Genomic DNA, 22,541 nt, shown 5'->3' on the forward strand with positions numbered 1-22,541 from the left:
CGACAAGCATCGTTCTCCATGTCCGTACCGCCGCAGGGGGGCCCGCGCCACATTGCCATCGTCATGGACGGCAATGGCCGCTGGGCCACGCGCCGCTTTCTGCCGCGCCTGGAGGGACACCGGCAGGGGGTAGACACCCTGCGCCGTTGCGCGCGTGCCTGCGCGCAGCGCGGCGTGGCGGTGCTGACCGTGTTTGCTTTCTCTTGCGAAAACTGGGGCCGTCCTGCCGAGGAGGTCTCCGGCCTCATGGAACTGCTGGTCCAGGCCTTGGCGCGCGAAGTGCCGCAACTCCAGCGCGACGGTGTGCGTCTGTACTTCGTGGGCGAGCGCGAGGGCCTGTCGCCCAAGGTGTGCGCCGGTCTGGCGCAGGCGCAGGCGGCGACGGCGGAAAACTCCCGCCTGGTGCTCAACGTCTGTTTCAACTATGGCGGCCGCTGGGACATCGCGCAGGCCGCCGCGGCGCTCGCGGCGCGCGGCGAGCCGATTACCGAGGCCAGCCTGCACGGCGCGCTGGGGCTGGCGCACGTGTCCGACCCGGACCTGCTGATCCGCACCGGGGGCGAGATGCGCATCAGCAACTTCCTGCTGTGGCAGGCCGCATACTCCGAGCTGTTCTTCAGCGACCGGCTGTGGCCGGACTTCGACGAACCGGCGCTGGACGAAGCGCTTGCGGCCTTCCGGGGACGCGAGCGCCGTTTTGGCAAAACTTCCGAACAACTGCTGTCCGTGCACTCCTGCTGATTCCCCTGATTCCGTGTAGCCGTCGCGCAAATACCTGCATATGAAACCGCGTTTCCGCACCCCTGGTGGCGTTGCATTCCCCCGCGCTGGCTCCGGCCAGCGCGGGGATTTGCGCCTCGCCCCGGGCGCGAATGCCCCGACCTCATTGCGTGCAACTGTTTACGGGGCAGCGCACTGATCGGGCTAAAAAGGCTCCATGCTCAAACAGCGCGTCATCACTGCCCTGGTCCTGCTGGCCGTTCTGCTGCCCGCGCTGTTTTTCCCTTCCGGCGTGCCGTTCGCGCTGCTGGCGCTGGCGCTCATCGCCGCAGCGGCGTGGGAGTGGGGGCGCCTGAGCGGCCTCGGCCAGTCCGGCTCCTGCGCCGTGGGCGCCGCGTGTGTCGCCCTGTGCGCCGCGTCCTGGGCGCTGGGTTGGCTGGAGCGCCCGCTGACCGGGCTCTGGGTCGTGGGCGGCGGGCTCTGGGTGCTCGCCTGTGCCTGGCTGCTGCGCGCCGGGGTGCCCGGTTGGCCGCGCATCCCCGCAGCGGGGCGGCTCGCGGCGGGGCTGCTCGCCCTGTGGCTGGCCTGGCTGGCCGTGGTGCAGGCGCGCGGGGTCGGGGTGAATTTTCTGCTCTCGGTGCTGTTGCTGGTGTGGGTGGCGGACATCTTTGCCTATTTCTCCGGCCGCGCCTTCGGCCTGCGCTTCACGCAGGGCCGGCTGGCGCCGTCGATCAGCCCGGGAAAGAGCTGGGAAGGCGTCTGGGGCGGGCTTGCGGGCGTGCTGCTGCTGGCTGTCGTCTGGGTCGCCGCGGACGCGCATTGGCAGGCGGCCGTGCCCAGTTTCTACAGCCGCATGGCGCAACCGGGCTGGTTCTGGCTGGTGCTCGCGGCGCTGTTCATGGTCGCCATGGCGGTCTCCGGCGACCTGCTGGAGTCGCTCATCAAGCGCAGCGCGGGCGTGAAGGACAGCAGCGCCCTGTTGCCGGGGCATGGCGGCGTGCTCGACCGGGTGGACGCGCTGCTGCCCACGCTGCCGCTGGCGATGATGCTCACGGCTTTGGTGCGACCAGCATGAAACAACGAATCACCATTTTGGGCTCCACCGGCTCCATCGGCGTGAGCACGCTGGACGTGCTCGCGCGCCACCCGGACCGCTTCGAGGTGTTCGCGCTCAGCGCGGCCACCCGGGTGGACCTGCTGCTGGCGCAATGCGCGCAGTTCCGTCCCCGGTTCGCCGTGATGAGCAGCGGGGCCCATGCGCGGCTGCTGGCGGAAAAGTTGCAGGCCAACGGCCTGCCGACGCAGCTTCTCCTGGCGCCGGATGCGCTTGAGATGATTGCCGCGCACGCCGAGGTGGACGCCGTCATGGCGGCCATCGTCGGCGCGGTGGGCCTCGCGCCCTGCCTGGCCGCCGCACGTGCGGGAAAGCGCCTGCTGCTGGCGAACAAGGAGGCGCTGGTCGTGGGCGGCGGCCTGTTCATGCGCGCGGTGCGCGAAGGCGGCGCCACGCTGCTGCCCATAGACAGCGAGCATTCGGCGATTTTCCAGTGCCTGCCCGAAGACCCCGAGACTTGGCCGCAGCGCGTCGACAGCATTCTGCTCACGGCCTCGGGGGGGCCGCTGCGCGGCTGCGACCCGGCGCTGCTGGCGCAGATCACGCCGGCGCAGGCCTGCGCGCACCCCAACTTCAGCATGGGGCGCAAGATCTCGGTGGACTCGGCGACGATGATGAACAAGGCGCTCGAGGTGATCGAGGCGCGCTGGCTGTTCGACCTGCGGCCCGAGCAGATCAAGGTCGTGATCCACCCGCAGCAGATCATCCATTCGATGGTGCAGTTCCGGGACGCGTCGATCCTGGCCCAACTGGGAACGCCCGACATGCGCGTGCCGATCGCCTGCGGGCTGGCATGGCCCGAGCGCATCGCCAGCGGCGCCAGCCGGCTGGATTTCTCGGCCCTGGGCACGCTGGCGTTTGAAGACGCTGACGCCGTGCGGTTTCCCGGCCTGCATCTGTCCTGGCAGACGCTGAACGCCGCCGAGGGGACTGCCGCCGTGCTCAACGCGGCGAACGAGGTGGCCGTGGCCGCGTTCCTGTCCGGGCGCCTGCGCTTCGACCATATCCATGCGGTCAACCTCGCCACGTTGGACCGGATTTCGCCCTACAGTCCGGACTCGCTCGAAGCCCTGCTGAGCCTGGACGCCCAGGCGCGCTGCGCGGCCGAGCATGCCGCCGGCCTGCTGGCCGCCTGATCGTTGCCACCCCCCGAAAGCACCCATCCCCATGCTGCTGACCATCGCCGCCTTCCTCGTGACCCTGGGCCTGCTGATCACGGTGCACGAGTACGGGCACTACCGGGTCGCCGTGGCCTGCGGGGTGAAGGTGCTGAGGTTCTCCGTGGGGTGGGGCCGGCCCCTGCTGCGCTGGCAGCCCAAGGGGTCGCCGACGGAGTTCGTGCTGGCCGCTTTTCCGCTCGGAGGCTATGTGCGCATGCTCGACGAGCGCGAAGCCCCCGTGCTGCCGCAGGAGCGCCACCTGGCCTTCAATACCCGGCCCCTTTGGGCGCGCGCCGCGATCGTGGCAGCGGGGCCGGGCGCGAATCTGCTGCTCGCGGTGCTGCTGTATTCCACCGTCAACTGGATCGGGGTGGAGGAGCCCCGGGCCGTGCTCGCCAGCCCGGTCGCGGGATCGGTGGCGCACGCTGCGGGTCTGCGCGGCGGGGAACTGGTCGAGCGGGCAGCGCTGGGCGCGGACGAACTGGAGCCGGTGCGCTCGTTCACGGATCTGCGCTGGCTGCTCGCGCGCGGGGCGCTCGAGGGCGTGGGCGCGCGCCTGGAAGTGAGCGCCTCGCGGGGCGCCGGGCACCGCGAGATGCTTTTGGACCTGTCCGGGATCGACAACGGCGAGGTCGATTCCCGGCTGTTGCACAGGATCGGCGTCGCCGGGCCCTGGACGCGCCCCGTGCTGGGCGAGATCCTTCCCGAAGGTGCGGCGCAGCGCGCGGGTCTGCGCCAGGGCGACCTGGTTCTCGGGGTGGGCGCCACCGACGTGGTCGATGGCGAGCAGTTGCGCGAGCTGATCCGGCAGTCCGTGCGGGGCAGCGAGCCCCTGGTGCAGTCCTGGCGCATCGAGCGCGCAGGGCAGCGGCTGACGATCGAGGTACTTGCCGAAGCCCGGGCGCAACCGGGCGCGGTGCCGGGCCACATCGGGGTCATCGGGGCCTACGTCGGCGCCACGCCCGAGTTGGTGACGGTGGAGTACGGTCTGTTCGAGGGCGCCTGGGCCGGCCTGATCAGGACCTGGGACATTTCGGCCCTGACGCTGCGCATGCTGGGCCGCATGCTGATCGGCGAGGCGTCGCTGAAGAACCTGAGCGGGCCGCTGACGATTGCCGATTTCGCGGGCCGTTCGGTGAGCCGGGGGCTCACGCCGTACATCGGCTTCCTGGCGCTGCTCAGCGTGAGCCTGGGCGTGCTCAACCTGCTGCCGCTGCCGGTCCTCGATGGGGGACACCTGATGTATTATCTTTGGGAGGCCGTCACGGGCAAGGGCGTATCGCAGGCCTGGATGGAATGGCTGCAGCGTGCAGGGGCCGCGCTCCTGCTCCTCATGATGTCCGTCGCCCTGTTCAACGACGTCACCCGGCTCTTTGGCTAAACTCCTGCCGCGCTTCTCCGCAGCGGCGCCTGCTTCACCCATGACACAACATATTCATCGCCTGGGCCTGCGCGCCGCGTCGGCTGCTTCCGCTTTGCTCACCCTGTTTCTTGCCGCCGGCACGGCCTGGGCGCTGGAGCCTTTCAAGGTGCAGGACATCCGCGTGGAAGGCTTGCAGCGGGTGGAGCCCGGCACCGTGTTTGCCTCGCTGCCGCTGCGCGTGGGGGACGACTACGACGACGAGAAGGGCGCCGCCGCGATCCGCGCGCTGTTCGCGCTCGGCCTGTTCAAGGACGTGCGCCTGGAGGCGAGCGGCAACGTGCTGCGCGTGCTGGTGCAGGAGCGCCCGACGATTGCCGACGTGGACTTTGCCGGAACCCGGGAATTCGACAAGGACGTGCTCAAGAAGACCATGCGCGACGTGGGTCTGGCGGAGGGCCGTCCGTACGACAAGGCGCTCACCGACCGCGCGGAGCAGGAACTCAAGCGCCAGTACATCAACAAGAGCCTGTACGGCGCCGAGGTGCTGACGACGGTGACGCCGGTCGAGCGCAACCGCGTGAACCTGAGCTTCACGGTGGTCGAGGGCGAGCCCGCGCGCATCAAGGAGATACGCGTCGTGGGCAACAAGGCGTTCAGCGAATCCACGCTGAAGGGCCTCTTTGACCAGGACACGGGGGGCTGGCTGAGTTGGTACACCAAGTCGGACCGCTATTCACGCGCCAAGCTCGACGCCGACCTGCAAACCCTGCGCTCGTACTACCTGGAGCGCGGCTATCTGGAGTTCCGGGTGGACTCCACGCAGGTCGCGATTTCGCCGGACAAGCAGGACATCTCCATCGCCGTGAACGTCACCGAGGGCGCGCGCTACGTGGTCTCGGGGGTGAAGCTCGAAGGCGACTACCTCGAGCGCGACGACGAGTTCAAGGCGCTCGTGGCGATCCGCCCCGGCGAGCCTTACAACGCCGAGCAGGTCACGCAAACCACCAAGGCGTTTTCCGAGTACTTCGCCCGCTTCGGTTTTGCCTTCGCGCGGGTCGAGGCGGTGCCGGAAATCGACCGCGAAAACAACCGCGTGGCCTTCATCGTGCAGGCCGATCCGGCGCGCCGGGCCTACGTGCGCCGCATCAACGTGAGCGGAAACAACCGCACGCGCGATGAAGTGATCCGGCGCGAATTCCGCCAGTACGAGGCCTCGTGGTACGACGGCGACAAGATCCGGCTGTCGCGCGATCGCGTGGACCGCCTGGGCTTCTTCTCCGAGGTGCACGTCGAGACGCAGGAGGTCCCGGGTTCCCCGGACCAGGTGGACCTGGTGATCAACGTGGTCGAGAAGCCCTCGGGCTCGCTGCAAATGGGCGTGGGGTTCTCCACCGCCGAGAAGGTCTCGCTCTCGCTGGGCTTCACCCAGGAGAACATTTTTGGCTCCGGCAACTACCTGGGCGTTGACGTCAACACCAGCAAGTACCGCCGCACGCTGGTGTTCAGCACCACCAACCCGTACTTCACGCCCGAGGGAATTTCGCGCACGCTGGACCTGTACTACCGCACGGACAGGCCCTACGAAGACCAGGGCGGCAACTACCAACTGATCACCATGGGGGGTGCGGTGCGCTTTGGCGTACCGTTCAGCGAAACAGATACGGTGTTCTACGGGGGGGGGATCGAGCAGACCCGGATCAGGCCCGGGACGAACATTCCCGCAACCTATCTCTCCTACGCCGAGCACTTCGGGTACAGCAGCCTGTCGGCCCCTCTGACGCTGGGCTGGTCGCGCGACGACCGCGACAGCGCGCTGGTGCCCAATTCGGGGCGTTACCAGCGTCTGAACTCCGATTGGTCCGTGGCCGGGGACACGCGCTACCTGCGGGCGAACTACCAATTCCAGCAGTACGTGCCGCTGAACAAGCGCTTCACCGTGGCCTTCAACAGCGAGCTCGGCCTTGGCAAGGGAATCAACGGCCGCCCCTTCCCGGTGTTCAAGAACTTCTACTCGGGCGGCCTGGGGTCGGTGCGCGGCTTCGACCAGGGCACGCTCGGTCCGCGCGACGTGACGGGCGCGTCGCTGGGCGGACCGAAGAAACTCACGCTGAACGCGGAACTGATCGCGCCCTTCCCGGGCGCCGGAAACGACCGGACCCTGCGCGTCTTCACCTTCGCGGACCTGGGCAATGTGTTCGGAGAGAACGAAAAAATTGCCTTCAAGGACCTGCGCGCATCCGTGGGGCTGGGCCTGAGCTGGATTTCGCCGCTCGGCCCCCTGCGTCTGGCGTTTGCGCAGCCAGTACGTAAGTTCGCTGGCGATAGAATCCAGAAACTGCAATTCCAGATCGGAACCTCCTTCTAATGAACTCCCTTTCCCGCCAGATCTCCTTGGTCCTGTTGCTCGGCGCGCTCGTCGTTGCGGCCCCGGCCCGGGCACAAGAATTCAAAGTCGGTTTCGTGAATACCGACCGCATTTTCCGTGAAGCGAATACGGCCAAGGCCGCGCAGGCCAAGCTGGAGCAGGAGTTCTCCCGCCGGGAGAAGGAGTTGGTCGAACTGGGCAACACGCTCAAGAACGCCACCGAGAAGTTCGAACGCGAAGCGCCCACCCTGGCCGAGAGCCAGCGCACGACGCGGCAGCGCCAACTGGTGGACCAGGACCGTGATTTTCAGCGCAAGCGCCGTGAGTTCCAGGAAGACCTGAGCGTGCGCAAGAACGAGGAACTGTCCTCGGTTCTGGACCGCGCGAACAAGGTGGTCAAGCAGGTCGCCGACGCCGAAAAATACGACGTGATCCTGCAAGAGGCCGTCTACGTGAACCCCAAGTACGACATCACCGACAGGGTGATCAAGGCGCTCAACAATACCGCTGCCGGCAATGCCGCGTCCAGCGCCAAGTAAGCTCCGGCGCAGGACAGGTGGCGCGTGAGCCTGCTTCTGGGGCAGATCGTCGACGCGCTCGGTGGCGCGCTCGAAGGGGGCGCGCGTGACACCCCGATTGCCCGCATTGCGTCACTGGACGCTGCCGGCCCGGGGGATCTGAGTTTTCTGAGCCATCCCCGCTACCGCCAGCAGCTGGCCGCCTCCCGGGCGGCCTGCGTCATTGTGGCGCCGGCCATGCGCGAGCTGGCCCTGGCGCGCGGCGCGTGCATCGTCGCGCACGACCCCTACGTCTACTACGCGCGCGCCACGCAGCTGTGGCGCGCGCGCAATGCGCCCGCGCCGCGCGGCGGTGTGCACGCCAGCGCGGTGGTCGATCCCGGCGCGCAGGTCCATCCCTCGGCGCGCATCGGTCCGCTGTGCGTGATCGAGCGCGGCGCGCAGGTCGGCGCGGACAGCTGGCTCAAGTCGCGCGTCACCGTGGGCGAGGACTGCCGCATCGGCGCGCGCTGCATCGTGCATTCCGGCGTGGTGATCGGCGCCGACGGCTTTGGCTTCGCGCCCGAGCAGGGGCAGTGGGTGAAGATCGAGCAACTGGGCGCGGTGTGCATCGGCGACGACGTCGAGATCGGCGCGAACACCTGCATCGACCGCGGCGCCCTGCAGGACACCGTGGTCGAGGACGGCGTGAAGCTCGACAACCTGATACAGATCGGGCACAACGTGCGCATCGGCCGGCACTCGGCGTTCGCCGGCTGTGTGGGCGTGGCCGGTAGCGCGCGCGTCGGCGCGCACTGCACGGTCGGCGGCGGCGCGGTCGTGCTCGGGCATCTGGAACTCGCGGACGGGGTGCATATTTCGGCCGCCACGGTCGTCACGCGCTCGCTGACCCGGCCCGGACAGTACACCGGCTTCTTTCCCATCGACGACAATGCGCGCTGGGAAAGGAACGCTGCGACACTCAAGCAACTGCACCGTTTGCGCGAGCGTATCAAGGCGTTGGAGCAGACGCTCCAAGGGAGCATGAACGGAAGAACCCCCCGATGATGGATATCCACGCAATCCTCAGGCAACTGCCTCACCGCTACCCGTTCTTGCTGGTGGACAAGGTGCTCGAGCTCGAGAGCAACGTTCGCATCAAGGCGATCAAGAACGTCACGTTCAACGAGCCTTACTTCATGGGCCATTTCCCGGGCCGACCGGTGATGCCCGGCGTGCTGATCCTCGAAGCCCTGGCGCAGGCGGCGGGGTTGCTCGCGTTCGACGCCATGGGCAAGGTGCCCGACGAGAACAACATCTACTACTTCGTCGGCATCGACGGCGCGCGCTTCAAGCGCCCGGTGGAGCCGGGCGACCAGCTGCTGCTGGCCATCACGATCGACCGCGTGCGCGGCGGCATCTGGAAGTTCAAGGGCCTGGCCAGCGTGGGCGACGAGGTCGCCTGCGAAGCCGAGCTCATGTGCACCATGCGCAGCGTGGGAAGCTGACCCGAGCCTGCGCCGGACGTGAGCACCATCCATCCCACCGCCATCGTCGCGGACGGCGCCTGCCTGGACCCCTCGGTCAGCGTGGGGCCCTACGCCGTGATCGGCGCGCAGGTGGTGATCGGCCCCGGGACCAGCGTGGGCGCGCACTGCGTGATCGAGGGGCGCACCACGATCGGCGCGGACAATCGCATCGCGCCGTTCGCTTCGCTGGGCGGGCCTCCCCAGGACAAGAAATACGCGGGCGAGCCGACGCGGCTCGTCATCGGCCAGCGCAACACCATCCGCGAGTTCTGCACCTTCAACCTCGGCACCGCGCAGGACCGGGGGGTGACGCGCATCGGCGACGACAACTGGATCATGGCCTACGTGCACATCGCGCACGACTGCGTGGTCGGCGACCAGACCATCCTCGCGAACAACGCCACGCTGGCCGGGCACGTGCAGGTGGCGGACCAGGCGATCATTGGCGGGCTCACCGGAGTCCACCAGTTCGTGAAAGTCGGCGCGCACGCGATGGCCGGTTTTGCCAGCCACGTCACGCAGGACGTGCCGCCCTTCATGCTGGTGGCGGGAAACCCGCTGGCGCTGCACGGCCTGAACCTCGAAGGTCTGCGCCGGCGCGGCTTCACGGCCGCGCGCGTCGCGGGGATCAAGCAGATGCACCGCCTGCTGTACCGCGAGGGCCTGACGCTGGAGGCCGCGTGCGAGGCCCTGGCGCAGCTGCCCGCAAGCCACCCCGAGGCCGCGTCCGACGTCGCGCTGATGCGGGACTTCCTCGGCACATCCACGCGCGGCATCGTGCGCGCCCGGGGATGACGGCGCCTCCCCCCCGCGTCGCCATGGTGGCGGGCGAAGCATCGGGCGACCTGCTCGCCGCCTTGCTGCTCGACGGATTGCAGGCGCATTCGCCGGGCCTGCAGTCCCACGGTATCGGCGGCCCCCAGATGGAGAGCCGCGGATTCAGCGCCTGGTGGCCGAGCGACAGGCTCGCCGTGCACGGCTACAGCCTGCAGGTGCTGCGCCGGCTGCGCGAGCTGCTGGGAATCCGCAAGCAGCTGCGCGAGCGCCTGCTCGCAGACCGTCCGGACGTCTTCATCGGCGTGGACGCGCCCGATTTCAACCTGTCCCTGGAGGCCGATTTGCGCGCCGCCGGCGTCAGGACGGTGCATTTCGTCTGTCCGTCGATCTGGGCCTGGCGCGCCGACCGGGTCGAGAAGATCCGCCGCAGCGCGGACCATGTGCTGTGCGTCTTTCCGTTCGAGCCCGAACTGCTGGCGCAGCATGGCATCGCCGCCACCTACGTGGGCCATCCGCTCGCGGGGGTGATTCCCATGGAGCCGGACCGTGCTGCGGCCCGGGCGCGGATCGGCCTGCGCGACGCCGACGAGGTGCTGGCGATCCTGCCCGGCAGCCGGGAGTCGGAGATCGAGTACATCGCCCCGCTCTTTTTTGCCGCGGCAGCGCTGCTGCGCAGAACCCGGCCAGCGATCAAATTGCTCGTTCCCGCGCTGCCGGCGCTGCGCGAGCGCATCGTGCTCGCGGCGCGGTCCTGCGGTCTGGCTGGCGCTGCGCTGGAAATCGTTTCCGGGCAGTCGCACAGCGTGCTCGCGGCCTGCGACGCCGCGCTCGTCGCCAGTGGCACGGCCACGCTCGAAGCCGCGCTCTTCAAGCGCCCGATGGTCATCAGCTACCGCATGCACCCCTTGAGCTGGCAGCTCATGCGCCGCAAACAACTGCAACCCTGGGTCGGGTTGCCGAACATTCTTTGCCGCGACTTCGTGGTTCCGGAACTGATTCAGAATGCTGCCACGCCGCAGGCGCTGTGCGCTGCGACGCTGCAATGGCTGGACGCGCGGTGCAGCGCGCCGCAAAAAATCACGGACCTGGAGCAGCGCTTTACCGCGCTGCACGCAAGCCTGCAACGCAATACATCTCAACTGGCTGCCGATGCGATCTGCAAAATCATCTCCAACGCCGCCTGAGCAGGCGCGCCTGCCGTGGCACCCGCCGGGCCTCGTCGCCGGGATCGACGAGGCCGGCCGCGGCCCCCTGGCGGGGCCCGTGGTGGCTGCCGCCGTCATCCTGGACGAATTGCAGCCGATCGTGGGCCTGGCAGATTCAAAAAAGCTCACGCCGGCCCGGCGCGAGAAGCTGTACCACGAGATCCGGGCCAAGGCGCTGTGCTGCAGCGTTGCCGAGGCCAGCGTGCAGGAGATCGACCAGCTGAACATCCTGCAGGCGACGCTGCTGGCCATGCGCCGCGCCGTGCTGGGCCTGCGGCTCAAGCCCGCGCTGGTGCTCGTTGACGGCCGGCAACTGCCGGCGCTGGACGTTCCCGCAGAGGCCATCGTCCGGGGGGACGCGCTGCTGCCCGCGATCTCGGCGGCGTCGATCCTCGCCAAGGTGCACCGCGACCACTGGTGCGTCGAGGTGCACCAGCAGTTTCCGCAGTACGGCTTTGCCGGGCACAAGGGCTATGGAACGGCCATGCACTTGGCGGCGCTGCGCGTGCATGGCGCCAGCGTCCACCACCGGCGCTCGTTCGCCCCGGTGGCGCAGAGCCTGGCCGCCTGAACCGGTCCGACGGGACCCCCGATGCGCTCCGCGTCCGTTGCGGCGATCCACTCCCGGGACAACGCCTTCGTCAAGGACCTGCGCAGGCTGTCCCGGGACAGCGCGGCGTACCGCAGGCAGGGCCGGGTGTGGCTCGAAGGGGAGCATCTCTGCCGCGCAGCGCTGGCGCGGGGTCTGCGCGCGGCGGTCGCGGTGTTTTCCGAGCCTTTCTGGCCGCAGGCGCAGGCCGAATTCGCGCACGCCGCGGACAAAACCGTCGTGCTCGCGCAGGCGCTGTTTGCGCACGTCAGCGCGCTGGAATCGCCCGCACGCATGGGCTTCATCCTGGATCTGCCCGCGCCCGCCGCCCTGCGGCCCGCGGTGGCGAGCGTGGTCCTGGACCGGGTGCAGGACGCGGGCAACGTGGGCTCGATCCTGCGCAGCGCCGCCGCGTTCGGGTTCCGCCAGGTGCTGAGCGTCGAGGGCAGCGCCGCGCTGTGGTCGCCCAAGGTGCTGCGCGCCGGGATGGGGGCGCATTTCGCGCTCGATTTGATCGAGAACGTGGCGCAGGACGCCATTTTGCGGCTCGACCTGCCCCTGCTCGTGACCAGCCCGCACGCCGGCGACCTGCTGCACCGCACCGACCTGCCCTGGCCCTGCGCCTGGGTCCTGGGGCATGAGGGGCAGGGCGTCGCACCCGCGCTGGAGGCCAGGGCCGCCCTGCGCATCCGCATTGCCCAGCCCGGCGGCGAGGAGTCGCTGAACGTGGCGGCAGCGGCGGCCATCTGCTTGCACGCCAGCGGCGCGGGGCGCTGAGATGGCTTCGGTCCGGGTCTCATGACCAGAAAATAACAGCACATGAATATGCGTCTTTCACGCGATGGATACGTTGCAAATTCTCGCGATAATTAAGGGTATCGCTGCGATTTTGCCTTGCCATGAAGCGAAATTCAGGCGTTTCATTTTGTGCTATTATTTTCGGGTAAATACTAGAATTTATAGGGATGATGGACATCATTCGGGTCGATGTCCATCATGTTGATGATGGCGGACCGGACGCATCCCGTCTCGAAGGCCAGCGCCTCGGTGTCGTTCCATTGCTCAAGCTTTATGGTCGCGGTTCGCGTGATGCTGAAGTGGTGTCTGGGGAATTGATACGTGCGCCTGGGAGCGACTCCCACGACGGCATGGCAAATCGCCTGCCCGCGGCGTTTCATGGTGAAGGCGGTGGAGTAGATGAAAATCTCCCACGCGTCGGCGGGAAAGCGGGCGGTAAAACCGTCTGTCACAAGGTCTTGAACGTCCTTCGCCTGGACGTTGCCGTAGCTCGCGATCACGAATTCGCCAGCGCTGGCCAGGTTCAGGCTTGATGCCAGGGTGCAAAGGGCAATGAGTCGTTTCATGGTGGGTGCTCGCAATGATCAGAACCAGAAGGTCTGGTACCCGGAGTCGGGCGGATATCCCAGGAGCGACAGCGGCATACGCGCCGCCGCACCGGCTGCGGTGATGCTCCCGTCGGCCTGCGCGCCCGCGTCGAAGCGTCCGCCGTCCTCGATCCGGAAGTCGAGCCGCAACTGCTCGCCTTCGAGCACCATCTTTCCGCCGTAGAGCTCGCTGGCCAGGTTCACCCAGACTCCCTCCTGGTTCGGCATCCAGTAGCCGTTGACGTCCAGCGCCGGGTCCACGTAGAGGCTGAATGTCTCCGTGCGGATTCCCGGGGCCAGTTCCGCCTGGAAACTGATGAGCCCGATGGGCATTTCCAGTCCCCGGGTCAGGTCGGCGGGGGCGTCCTTCTGCGCCAGGCTGGTGATGCGCGTGCCGTGGTCGGCGCTGAGCTGGCCGTCCTGGCCGCCGGCCACCAGGGTGGTCTGCGTGGTCGGCGCGCTGCCCGGGCTGCTTTCGCCCTGGGGGCTGACGACAAGGGTGGTCGAGGCCACGGCGGTGCGCTGGCTGCTCTTGGTGCTGGTGCTGCTGCTACCGCTGCTGCCGCCGCCGCCTCCTCCTCCTCCGGAACCCTGGGGCTGGTCTGCGGCGGGATGGGGTCTGTCTGGCGCGTCGGCGGTCGTGGTCGGGAGCAGCTTGTCGGCCACGCTGCGCACGCCGATGGTGTGGCTGCCGTCCTGGCTGCTGGCCACCGGGGTGGTCTGCGTGGTCGGCGCGTTGCCCGGGCTGCTTTTATCCTGGGGCTGGTCTGCGGTGGGGATGGGGTCTTTGGGTTTTGGGTCTCTGAAGAGGACGCTGCCGAACAGCGGCCACAGGGTGCTGACCGTGGACATGCCACCCCAGGTGTCCACTGCGGCGTCGGTGTTGCTCGCCTGTCCGCTGTCCTTGCCGTCCTGGCTGCTGGCCACCAGGGGGGGCTGTGTGGTCGGCGTGCTGCCCGGGCTGTCCTGGGGACTTACGACAAGGGGGGCGGAGGCCGCGGCGGAGTGTTGGCTGCTCTTGGTGCTTGCGGTTGCGGGGCCCTGGGGCTGGTCTGCTGCGGGATTGGGTCTGTCTGGTGCGGCTTTGTGGATGGACTCGGAGCCGGCGTTGCCCACGGGCCGGGCGGCGTCCTTGCTGGCCGGGTTCCGGGTGCTGTTCCCCCGGTGTCTACTGCGGTGTCGGTGTTGCTCGCCTGCCCGCTGTCCTTGCCGTCCTGGCTGTCGGCCACGGCGGTGCGTTGGCTGCTTCGGGTGTCGTTGCCGCCTGCGGCTGCGGGGGGATTGGACGTGTCTGGCGCGGCTCCGGAGATGGCTCCGGGGCCGGCGTTGTCCACGGGCCGGGCGGCGTCCTTGCCTGCCGCGTCCCGAGTGCTGTTCTCCCCGGCTGCGGGGTGGGCGTTGGCGGGCGTGGTGGCGGTGTCGGGGAGCCGCCGTGGCGGCGTGCGCTCGACGGTGTTGCTGCCCCCGCTGGCGGGGGGCGTGGCCGAGAGCAGGTTGCCGGCCACGTTGTGCGCGCTGATGGTGTGGCTGTCGTCTTGGCTGCTGCTATCCGGAGCCAGGATCGCACGCGGGGAAGTGCTGCCCCCGGTGTCCACTGCGGCGTCGGTGTTGTCCTTTTGTCCGCTCCCCTTGTCGTCTTGGCTGCCGTGCGTGGTCGGCTTGACGGCAGGGGGGGTGGAGGCCACGGTGGTGCGTTGGCTGCTCCGGGTGTCGTTGTCGCCTGCGGCTACGAGGTCCCGGGGCAGGTCCGCGGTGGGGGCGGGCGTGTCTGGCGCGGCTCCGGGGGTGGGTCCGGGGCCGGGGTCTTTGCGTTTGGGGTCTCCAAAGAGGGCGTGGCTGAGCAGCGACCACAGGACGCTGACCGTGGAAGTACCGCTCCGGTGTCCATTGCGGCGCCGGTGTTGTCCGCCTGTCCGCTGTCCTTGCCGTCCTGGCTGCTGGCCACCAGGGGGGGCTGTGTGGTCGGCGTGCTGCCCGGGCTGTCCTGGGGACTTACGACAAGGGGGGCGGAGGCCGCGGCGGAGTGTTGGCTGCTCTTGGTGCTTGCGGTTGCGGGGCCCTGGGGCTGGTCTGCTGCGGGATTGGGTCTGTCTGGTGCGGCTTTGTGGATGGACTCGGAGCCGGCGTTGCCCACGGGCCGGGCGGCGTCCTTGCTGGCCGGGTTCCGGGTGCTGTTCCCCCCGGCTACGGGGCGGGCGTCGGCGGGCGTGGTGGCGGTGTTGTTGCCTCCGCTGGAGGGGGGCGTGGCCGAGAGCAGGTTGTTGGCCACGTTGTGCACGCTGATGGTGTGGCTGCCGTCTTGGTTGCTGCTATCCGGGGCCAGGATCGCACGCGTGGAAGTGCTGCCCCCGGTGTTCACTGCGGCGTCGGTGTTGTCCTTTTGTCCGCTTCCCTTGCCGTCGTGGCTGCCGTGCGTGCTTGGCTTGACGACAGGGGGGGTGGAGGCCACGGCGGTGCGCTGGCTGCTCTTGGTGTCGTTGCCGCCTGCGGCTGCGGGGTCCCGGGGCTGGTCTGCGGAGGGATTGGGTCTGTCGTGGATGGCCTTGGAGCCGGCGTTGTCCACGGGCCGGGCGGCGTCCTTGCCGGCAGCGTTCCGAGTGCGGTCCTCCCCGGCTACGGGGCGGGTGTCGGCGGGCGTGGTGGCGGTGTTGCTGCCTCCGCTGGAGGGGGGCGTGGCCGAGAGCAGGTTGTTGGCCACGTTGTGCACGCTGATGGTGTGGCTGCCGTCTTGGTTGCTGCTATCCGGGGCCAGGATCGCACGCGTGGAAGTGCTGCCCCCGGTGTTCACTGCGGCGTCGGTGTTGTCCTTTTGTCCGCTTCCCTTGCCGTCGTGGCTGCCGTGCGTGCTTGGCTTGACGACAGGGGGGTGGAGGCCACGGCGGTGCGCTGGCTGCTCTTGGTGTCGTTGCCGCCTGCGGCTGCGGGGTCCCGGGGCTGGTCTGCGGAGGGATTGGGTCTGTCGTGGATGGCCTTGGAGCCGGCGTTGTCCACGGGCCGGGCGGCGTCCTTGCCGGCAGCGTTCCGAGTGCGGTCCTCCACGGCTACGGGGCGGGCGTCGGCGGGCGTGGTGGCGGTGTTGTTGCCTCCGCTGGAGGGGGGCGTGGCCGAGAGCAGGTTGTTGGCCACGTTGTGCACGCTGATGGTGTGGCTGCCGTCTTGGTTGCTGCTATCCGGGGCCAGGATCGCACGCGTGGAAGTGCTGCCCCCGGTGTCCACTGCGGCGTCGGTGTTGTCCTTTTGTCCGCTTCCCTTGCCGTCGTGGCTGCCGTGCGTGCTTGGCTTGACGACAGGGGGGGTGGAGGCCACTGCGGTGCGCTGGCTGCTCTTGGTGTCGTTGCCGCCTGCGGCTGCGGGGTCCCGGGGCTGGTCTGCGGCGGGATTGGGTCTGTCGTGGATGGCCTTGGAGCCGGCGTTGTCCACGGGCCGGGCGGCGTCCTTGCCGGCCGGGTTCCGGGTGCTGTTCCCCCCGACTACGGGGCGGGCGTCGGCGGGCGTGGTGGCGGTGTTGTTGCCTCCGCTGGAGGGGGGCGTGGCCGAGAGCAGGTTGTTGGCCACGTTGTGCACGCTGATGGTGTGGCTGCCGTCTTGGTTGCTGCTATCCGGGGCCAGGATCGCACGCGTGGAAGTGCTGCCCCCGGTGTCCACTGCGGCGTCGGTGTTGTCCTTTTGTCCGCTTCCCTTGCCGTCGTGGCTGCCGTGCGTGCTTGGCTTGACGACAGGGGGGGTGGAGGCCACGGCGGTGCGCTGGCTGCTCTTGGTGTCGTTGCCGCCTGCGGCTGCGGGGTCCCGGGGCTGGTCTGCGGAGGGATTGGGTCTGTCGTGGATGGCCTTGGAGCCGGCGTTGTCCACGGGCCGGGCGGCGTCCTTGCCGGCAGCGTTCCGAGTGCGGTCCTCCCCGGCTACTACGGGGCGGGCGTCGGCGGTCGTGGTGGCGGTGTTGCTGCCTTCGCTGACGGGGGGCGTGGCCGAGAGCAGGTCGTCGCTCACGTCGTGCATGTCCACGGTGTGGCTGTCGTCGTCTTCGCTGCCGGTCTCCGGGGTCAGGATCGCATGCCAGATGGTTCCGTCGCTGTCCACGCGCTCAAAGCCGGTCAGCACGCCGCCGTCCATGGGCAGGGAGGTCTGCCGTGTGAGGCCGGTCACTTCCTTGTCGAAGCTCAGGGCGACGGTGGTGTCCTCCCCCTCTGCGCGATGGGAGTCGGGAAAGCTGATTTCGGTCAGCTGGGGCACGGTGGGGGTCGAGAGCAGGTTGCCGTCCTGATCGGTGACTGCGCCGAGGTAGTCCCGGCGAATGATGTCGTCGATCTCTGCGCTGCCGGAGTACACGGTCAGGGTGGCGTGCCAGGTGAGGCTGCCGTCAGGGTTTGCAAAGTTGGACAGCGTGCCGCCGGAGACGGCCAGCGAGGTCCCCGCGTCCAGGCCGGGCACCACTTCGTTGAAGGTCATGGTGACGGGGAGCATGACGATGGAGGTGGTCCCGGCGGTTTTGAGTTTGGGGTCTCCGAAGGAGATGCTGTCGATCCGCGGCCACAGGGGGTCAACCGTGGAAATACCGCCCTGGGTGTCCATTGCGGCGTCGCTGTTGCTCGCCTGTCCGCTGCCCGGGTTGCCGTCGCTGTCGATGATCCGGTCCAGGTTCAGGGTGACCACGGCGCGGCTCTTTGGCGCGGGAATCGGCCTGGGCCTGGCGCTGAAAACCCAGACCAACCGGGCGTCGTGCGCCGATCCGCTCGCGTCGAACAGCTCGCCAAAAGTGGCGTGCACGCTCCCTTCATTGATGCTGTCGAAAGTCACCGCTTCGGTGAATGCGACCCTGACCTGCAAGGAATCGATTTCCTTCGTGGTCAGGTAGCCCTCGTTGTTGGAATCCGAAATAGTGATGCTTTTTACTGTAACTGCCAAGGGTATCCTCCTGATGGGTTGTGACCTGAATTTCCGTATTACGCCGTGGAAGCGGTTTGCAGCCGCAGCGCAGGGGTCATTTCCTGTCGATGGCGAAGTTTAGCTAAAGAATGTTTTGACACAGTTATGTACATCGGGACACAGCGCTGGCGCGCCTTGTGCAGTCCGCTCTTGCCGTGCGCGGGCGGCAAATTTCGGCGTGGCCGGGCGGCCGGCGCCGAACACGCATGGCCTGTGCGGCGGTGGGTGGGCCGTGGCGAGGGGATACAATCCAAGGCTTTTCGCGCAACCGCGTCGCCCGACCTGTAGCCCAAGCAACAACCCTTTCGAGAACAGCCGCTGGCACCCGCGCGCGGGTGGACCGCAGGCGCGGGGCGACCGTAACCATCCGGAGAACCCAGTGCTTTTGTCTCTACAGGGAAATTCCCCGCCCGCCATCCTGGCGCTTGCAGACGGCACGGTCTTTATCGGCCATTCGATAGGCGCCAGTGGCAGCACGGTCGGAGAGCTGGTGTTCAACACTGCGCTCACCGGCTACCAGGAAATCCTCACCGACCCGAGCTACTTCCAGCAGATCGTGACGCTCACGTACCCGCACATCGGCAACTGCGGTGTCAACGACGAAGACGTCGAGGCCGACAAGATCCATGCCGCGGGCCTGGTCATCAAAGACCTGCCGCTGCTGGCCAGCAACTTCCGCGCGACGGAGACGCTCGCGCAATACCTGGTGCGTCAGCAGACCGTTGCCATCGCCGGCGTGGATACCCGCAAGCTGACCCGTTTGCTGCGCAGCAAGGGCGCGCAGAACGGCGCCATCGTGGGCCTGGCCCCGGGGCAGGCGCTCACGCAGGAACGCATCGACGCAGCCAGCGCGCAGGCCCGGGCGGCTCCCGGCATGGAGGGGCAGGACCTGGCCCAGGTGGTGAGCACCGCGGTGCGCTACGACTGGACGCAGACCGCGTGGCGAATCGGTAGCGGCCATGGCGAACTCGGGCAGCCGCGCTGGCATGTGGTGGTCTACGACTTTGGCGTGAAGAAAAACATCCTGCGCCAGCTCGCCGAGCGCGCCTGCCGGCTGACGGTGGTGCCCGCACGAACACCCGCCGCCGAGGTGCTCGCCATGCGGCCCGACGGCGTCTTCCTGTCCAACGGCCCCGGCGACCCGCAACCCTGCGACTACGCCATCGACGCCACCCGGCAGATCATGGACAGCGGCATCCCCGTGTTCGGCATCTGCCTGGGCCACCAGATCATGGCTCTGGCCTCGGGCGCCAGGACCTTCAAGATGGACCACGGCCACCATGGCGCCAACCACCCGGTGAAGGACCTGGCCAGCGGCCGCGTGAGCATCACCAGCCAGAACCACGGCTTTGCCGTGGCCATGGAGTCGCTTCCCGCCTGCCTGCGCGCCACGCATGTCAGCCTGTTCGACGGCACGCTGCAGGGCCTGGAGCGCACCGACCGGCCCGCGTTCTGCTTCCAGGGCCACCCCGAGGCGTCGCCCGGCCCGCACGACATCGCCTACCTGTTTGACCGCTTCACCGCGCTGATGGAGAAAAACTGATGCCCAAGCGCACCGACCTCGCGTCCATCCTCATCATTGGCGCCGGCCCGATCGTCATCGGCCAAGCCTGCGAATTCGACTACTCGGGCGTGCAGGCCTGCAAGGCGCTGCGCGAGGAGGGCTACCGGGTCATCCTGATCAACAGCAACCCGGCGACGATCATGACCGACCCGGCCACGGCCGACGTGACCTATATCGAGCCGATCACCTGGCAGACGGTGGAAAAGATCATCGCGCGCGAGCGTCCCGACGCGATCCTGCCGACCATGGGCGGCCAGACCGCGCTCAACTGCGCGCTCGACCTGTGGCACAACGGCGTGCTCGACAAGTACCGGGTCGAGCTCATAGGCGCCAGCCCCGAGGCCATCGACAAGGCCGAGGACCGGCTGAAGTTCAAGGACGCGATGACCCGGATCGGCCTGGGCTCGGCGCGCTCGGGAATCGCCCACAGCATGCAGGAGGCCTGGGCGGTGCAAAGGAGCCTGGGCTTTCCCACCGTGGTCCGCCCGAGCTTCACGCTCGGCGGAACGGGCGGCGGAATCGCCTACAACCCCGAAGAGTTCGAGAGCATCTGCAAGCGCGGCCTGGAGGCCTCGCCCACGAGCGAACTGCTGATCGAAGAATCGCTGCTCGGCTGGAAGGAATACGAGATGGAGGTGGTGCGCGACAAGGCGGACAACTGCATCATCGTCTGCTCCATCGAGAACCTCGACCCCATGGGCGTGCACACCGGCGACTCGATCACCGTGGCGCCGGCGCAGACGCTGACCGACAAGGAGTACCAGATCATGCGCAACGCCTCGCTCGCGGTGCTGCGCGAGATCGGCGTGGACACGGGCGGCTCGAACGTGCAGTTCGCGCTGAACCCGAAGGACGGGCGCATGGTCGTCATCGAGATGAACCCGCGCGTCTCGCGCTCGTCCGCGTTGGCGTCCAAGGCCACGGGCTTTCCGATCGCCAAGGTCGCGGCGCGGCTCGCCGTGGGCTACACGCTCGACGAGCTCAGGAACGACATCACCGGGGGCGTGACGCCGGCGTCGTTCGAGCCCTCGATCGACTACGTGGTCACGAAGATTCCGCGCTTTGCGTTTGAAAAATTCCCCACGGCCGACAGCCGCCTGACCACGCAAATGAAGTCCGTGGGCGAGGTGATGGCCATGGGCCGCACGTTCCAGGAGTCGTTTCAGAAAGCCCTGCGCGGTCTGGAGGTGGGCGTGGACGGCATGAACGAGAAGACGCAGGACCGCGAAGTGCTCGAAAAGGAACTCGGCGCGCCCGGCCCCGAGCGCATCTGGTACGTGGGCGATGCGTTTGCCATGGGCCTGTCGGTCGATGAGGTGTACGCGCTCACCTGGATCGACAAATGGTTCCTGGTGCAGATCGAGGAACTCGTGAAGATCGAGCTGGATCTCGATCGACTGGCCGTGGAAAAGGGCGAAGGCGCATTGGCGAGCCTGGACGCCGATACGCTGCGCGCGTTGAAGAAGAAAGGCTTTTCCGACCGCCGCCTGGCGAAGCTCCTCAAGACCCGCGAAAAGGCCGTGCGCGCAGCGCGCCATGCGCTGAACCTGCGCCCGGTGTACAAGCGCGTGGACACCTGCGCGGCAGAATTTTCTACCCGCACGGCGTATATGTACTCGACCTACGAGGACGAATGCGAGGCCGCGCCGAGCAGCAACAAGAAAATCATGGTGCTCGGCGGTGGCCCGAACCGCATCGGCCAGGGGATCGAGTTCGACTACTGCTGCGTGCACGCCGCGCTCGCCATGCGCGAGGACGGCTACGAAACCATCATGGTCAACTGCAACCCGGAGACGGTATCGACCGACTACGACATGTCCGACCGCCTGTACTTCGAGCCGCTCACGCTCGAAGACCTGCTCGAGATCGTCGAAAAGGAAAAGCCCACCGGCGTGATCGTGCAGTACGGCGGCCAGACCCCGCTGAAGCTGGCGCTGGACCTGGAGGCCGAAGGCGTTCCCATCATCGGCACCAGCCCCGACATGATCGACGCGGCCGAAGACCGCGAACGCTTCCAGAAGCTGCTCGGCAAACTGGGCCTGCGCCAGCCACCCAACGCCACGGCCCGCACCGAGGCGCAGGCGCTCGAGAAAGCGGCCACGCTGGGCTACCCCCTGGTGGTGCGTCCCAGCTATGTGCTCGGCGGCCGCGCGATGGAGATCGTGCACGAGCAGCGCGACCTGGAGCGCTACATGCACGAGGCCGTGCAGGTAAGCCACGACGCTCCGGTGCTGCTCGACCGCTTCCTGAACGACGCCATCGAATGCGACGTCGATTGCCTGCGCGACGCGCAAGGCCAGACCTTCATCGGCGGCGTGATGGAGCACATCGAGCAGGCCGGTGTGCACTCGGGCGACTCGGCCTGCTCGCTGCCCCCCTACTACCTGTCCAAGGAGACGGTCGATGAGCTCAAGCGCCAGTCCGCCGCCCTGGCCGCGGGCCTGAACGTGGTCGGTCTGATGAACGTGCAGTTCGCGATCCAGGAGGTCGGTGGCCAGGATCTGATCTACGTGCTCGAGGTCAACCCGCGCGCGTCGCGCACCGTGCCCTTCGTCTCCAAGGCCACGGGAATCCCTCTGGCCAAGGTGGCTGCGCGCTGCATGGCGGGCCAGTCGCTGGCCTCGCAGGGAATCACCCGGGAAGTCACGCCGCCTTACTTCAGCGTCAAGGAGGCCGTGTTCCCCTTCGTCAAGTTCCCCGGCGTGGACACCATCCTCGGCCCCGAGATGAAGTCCACCGGCGAAGTCATGGGCGTGGGCAAGACCTTTGGCGAAGCCTTCGTGAAGAGCCAGCTCGGCGCGGGAACCCGGCTGCCCACCGCGGGCAAGGTGTTCCTCACCGTGAAGAACGGCGACAAGCCGCGCGCGGTGGAGATCGCGCGGCAACTGGTCGCGCTGGGTTTCGAGCTCGTTGCGACCAAGGGAACGGCAGCGGCCATCGAGGCTGCGGGGGTTGCGGTCCAACTGGTGCACAAGGTCACCGAAGGCCGCCCGCACATCGTCGACATGATCAAGAACGACGAGATCGTGATGGTCATCAACACGGTGGAAGAGCGGCGCAACGCAATCGCCGATTCGCGCGCGATCCGCACCTCGTCGCTGCAGGCGCGCGTGACCACCTTCACCACCATCTTCGGCGCCGAAGCCGCCGTCGAGGGCATGCGCCACCTCGACCGGCTTGGCGTGTATTCGCTGCAGGAACTGCACGCGCAGCTGCTGGCCTGAGTGCCGGCAAAACGGCATAATCCGTGCCTGACCAGACACCGCCGCGCGCCCGCCGCGCGGCGGTTTCCTTTTTGCAGCCCGCCGGCGAGGCCCTGCGGATGCCCTGACCCGTGGAGACTGACAAGC

At 68.0% G+C, this 22,541-nt stretch carries 19 protein-coding genes; 14 read left to right on the forward strand and 5 right to left on the reverse strand.

Annotated features, from left to right (window positions below; translation table 11 throughout):
- The first annotated feature begins 18 nt into the window (after positions 1-18).
- The 12 genes from uppS (at position 19) to D5041_RS11420 (ending at position 12,096) form a co-directional block, all read left to right on the forward strand.
- Positions 19-741, forward strand: a complete 723-nt coding sequence (gene uppS / locus D5041_RS11365) for a polyprenyl diphosphate synthase (protein ID WP_010105955.1) — start codon at positions 19-21, stop codon at positions 739-741.
- 196 nt (positions 742-937) lie between these two features.
- Complete coding sequence (locus tag D5041_RS11370; RefSeq protein ID WP_010105958.1) at positions 938-1,795, forward strand: phosphatidate cytidylyltransferase; 858 nt, start codon at positions 938-940, stop codon at positions 1,793-1,795.
- On the forward strand, positions 1,792-2,970 hold the full coding sequence (gene dxr, locus D5041_RS11375; protein WP_265281401.1) for a 1-deoxy-D-xylulose-5-phosphate reductoisomerase: 1,179 nt from the start codon (positions 1,792-1,794) through the stop codon (positions 2,968-2,970). The genes D5041_RS11370 and dxr overlap by 4 nt, the downstream gene beginning before the upstream one ends.
- 31 nt (positions 2,971-3,001) lie before the next feature.
- On the forward strand, positions 3,002-4,375 hold the full coding sequence (rseP, locus tag D5041_RS11380; protein WP_265257293.1) for an RIP metalloprotease RseP: 1,374 nt from the start codon (positions 3,002-3,004) through the stop codon (positions 4,373-4,375).
- Between the two features lie 40 nt (positions 4,376-4,415).
- Positions 4,416-6,722: an outer membrane protein assembly factor BamA gene (gene bamA / locus D5041_RS11385; protein WP_265257292.1), complete on the forward strand. Its 2,307-nt coding sequence runs from the start codon at positions 4,416-4,418 to the stop codon at positions 6,720-6,722.
- Complete coding sequence (locus D5041_RS11390; RefSeq protein WP_265281399.1) at positions 6,722-7,261, forward strand: OmpH/Skp family outer membrane protein; 540 nt, start codon at positions 6,722-6,724, stop codon at positions 7,259-7,261. The genes bamA and D5041_RS11390 overlap by 1 nt, the downstream gene beginning before the upstream one ends.
- 24 nt (positions 7,262-7,285) lie before the next feature.
- Positions 7,286-8,287, forward strand: a complete 1,002-nt coding sequence (gene lpxD / locus D5041_RS11395; RefSeq protein WP_010105092.1) for a UDP-3-O-(3-hydroxymyristoyl)glucosamine N-acyltransferase — start codon at positions 7,286-7,288, stop codon at positions 8,285-8,287.
- On the forward strand, positions 8,284-8,727 hold the full coding sequence (gene fabZ / locus D5041_RS11400; RefSeq protein ID WP_010105093.1) for a 3-hydroxyacyl-ACP dehydratase FabZ: 444 nt from the start codon (positions 8,284-8,286) through the stop codon (positions 8,725-8,727). The genes lpxD and fabZ overlap by 4 nt, the downstream gene beginning before the upstream one ends.
- A gap of 18 nt (positions 8,728-8,745) precedes the next feature.
- Complete coding sequence (gene lpxA / locus D5041_RS11405; protein ID WP_010105094.1) at positions 8,746-9,543, forward strand: acyl-ACP--UDP-N-acetylglucosamine O-acyltransferase; 798 nt, start codon at positions 8,746-8,748, stop codon at positions 9,541-9,543.
- Complete coding sequence (lpxB, locus tag D5041_RS11410) at positions 9,540-10,709, forward strand: lipid-A-disaccharide synthase (protein WP_029554396.1); 1,170 nt, start codon at positions 9,540-9,542, stop codon at positions 10,707-10,709. The genes lpxA and lpxB overlap by 4 nt, the downstream gene beginning before the upstream one ends.
- Positions 10,675-11,301 carry a ribonuclease HII gene (gene rnhB, locus D5041_RS11415; RefSeq protein WP_265284762.1) on the forward strand — a complete coding sequence of 209 codons (627 nt, stop codon included), beginning with the start codon at positions 10,675-10,677 and terminating at the stop codon, positions 11,299-11,301. The genes lpxB and rnhB overlap by 35 nt, the downstream gene beginning before the upstream one ends.
- A gap of 21 nt (positions 11,302-11,322) precedes the next feature.
- Positions 11,323-12,096, forward strand: coding sequence for a TrmH family RNA methyltransferase (locus D5041_RS11420; RefSeq protein ID WP_265284763.1), 774 nt, complete (start codon positions 11,323-11,325; stop codon positions 12,094-12,096).
- Between the two features lie 173 nt (positions 12,097-12,269).
- On the opposite strand, the gene D5041_RS11425 is transcribed toward D5041_RS11420, so the two are convergent.
- The 5 genes from D5041_RS11425 to D5041_RS11445 are packed head-to-tail and all read right to left on the reverse strand — an operon-like array spanning position 12,270 to position 17,606.
- Positions 12,270-12,683, reverse strand: a complete 414-nt coding sequence (locus D5041_RS11425) for a hypothetical protein (protein WP_265257286.1) — start codon at positions 12,681-12,683, stop codon at positions 12,270-12,272.
- Positions 12,684-12,701: 18 nt separating this feature from the next.
- Positions 12,702-13,631 carry a choice-of-anchor U domain-containing protein gene (locus D5041_RS11430; protein ID WP_265284764.1) on the reverse strand — a complete coding sequence of 310 codons (930 nt, stop codon included), beginning with the start codon at positions 13,629-13,631 and terminating at the stop codon, positions 12,702-12,704.
- A 47-nt stretch (positions 13,632-13,678) separates the two neighbouring features.
- Positions 13,679-14,389, reverse strand: coding sequence for a hypothetical protein (locus tag D5041_RS11435; RefSeq protein WP_265284765.1), 711 nt, complete (start codon positions 14,387-14,389; stop codon positions 13,679-13,681).
- A 41-nt stretch (positions 14,390-14,430) separates the two neighbouring features.
- The gene (locus D5041_RS11440) at positions 14,431-15,492 is read right to left on the reverse strand and encodes a hypothetical protein (protein WP_265284766.1); all 1,062 of its coding nucleotides are present in this window, start codon (positions 15,490-15,492) and stop codon (positions 14,431-14,433) included.
- Entirely contained in the window at positions 15,489-17,606 is a 2,118-nt protein-coding gene (locus D5041_RS11445; RefSeq protein ID WP_265284767.1) for an Ig-like domain-containing protein, read from the reverse strand. Before D5041_RS11445 ends, D5041_RS11440 begins: the two co-directional genes overlap by 4 nt.
- Before the next feature lie 400 nt (positions 17,607-18,006).
- On the opposite strand from D5041_RS11445, the gene carA reads away from it, so the two are divergent.
- Both carA and carB read left to right on the forward strand, forming a co-directional pair.
- Positions 18,007-19,170, forward strand: a complete 1,164-nt coding sequence (gene carA / locus D5041_RS11450) for a glutamine-hydrolyzing carbamoyl-phosphate synthase small subunit (protein WP_265257284.1) — start codon at positions 18,007-18,009, stop codon at positions 19,168-19,170.
- Positions 19,170-22,415, forward strand: a complete 3,246-nt coding sequence (carB, locus tag D5041_RS11455; RefSeq protein WP_265284768.1) for a carbamoyl-phosphate synthase large subunit — start codon at positions 19,170-19,172, stop codon at positions 22,413-22,415. The genes carA and carB overlap by 1 nt, the downstream gene beginning before the upstream one ends.
- The last annotated feature ends 126 nt before the right edge of the window (positions 22,416-22,541 follow it).

The organism is Verminephrobacter aporrectodeae subsp. tuberculatae, assembly GCF_026127385.1.
GTDB lineage: Bacteria > Pseudomonadota > Gammaproteobacteria > Burkholderiales > Burkholderiaceae_C > Acidovorax > Acidovorax aporrectodeae.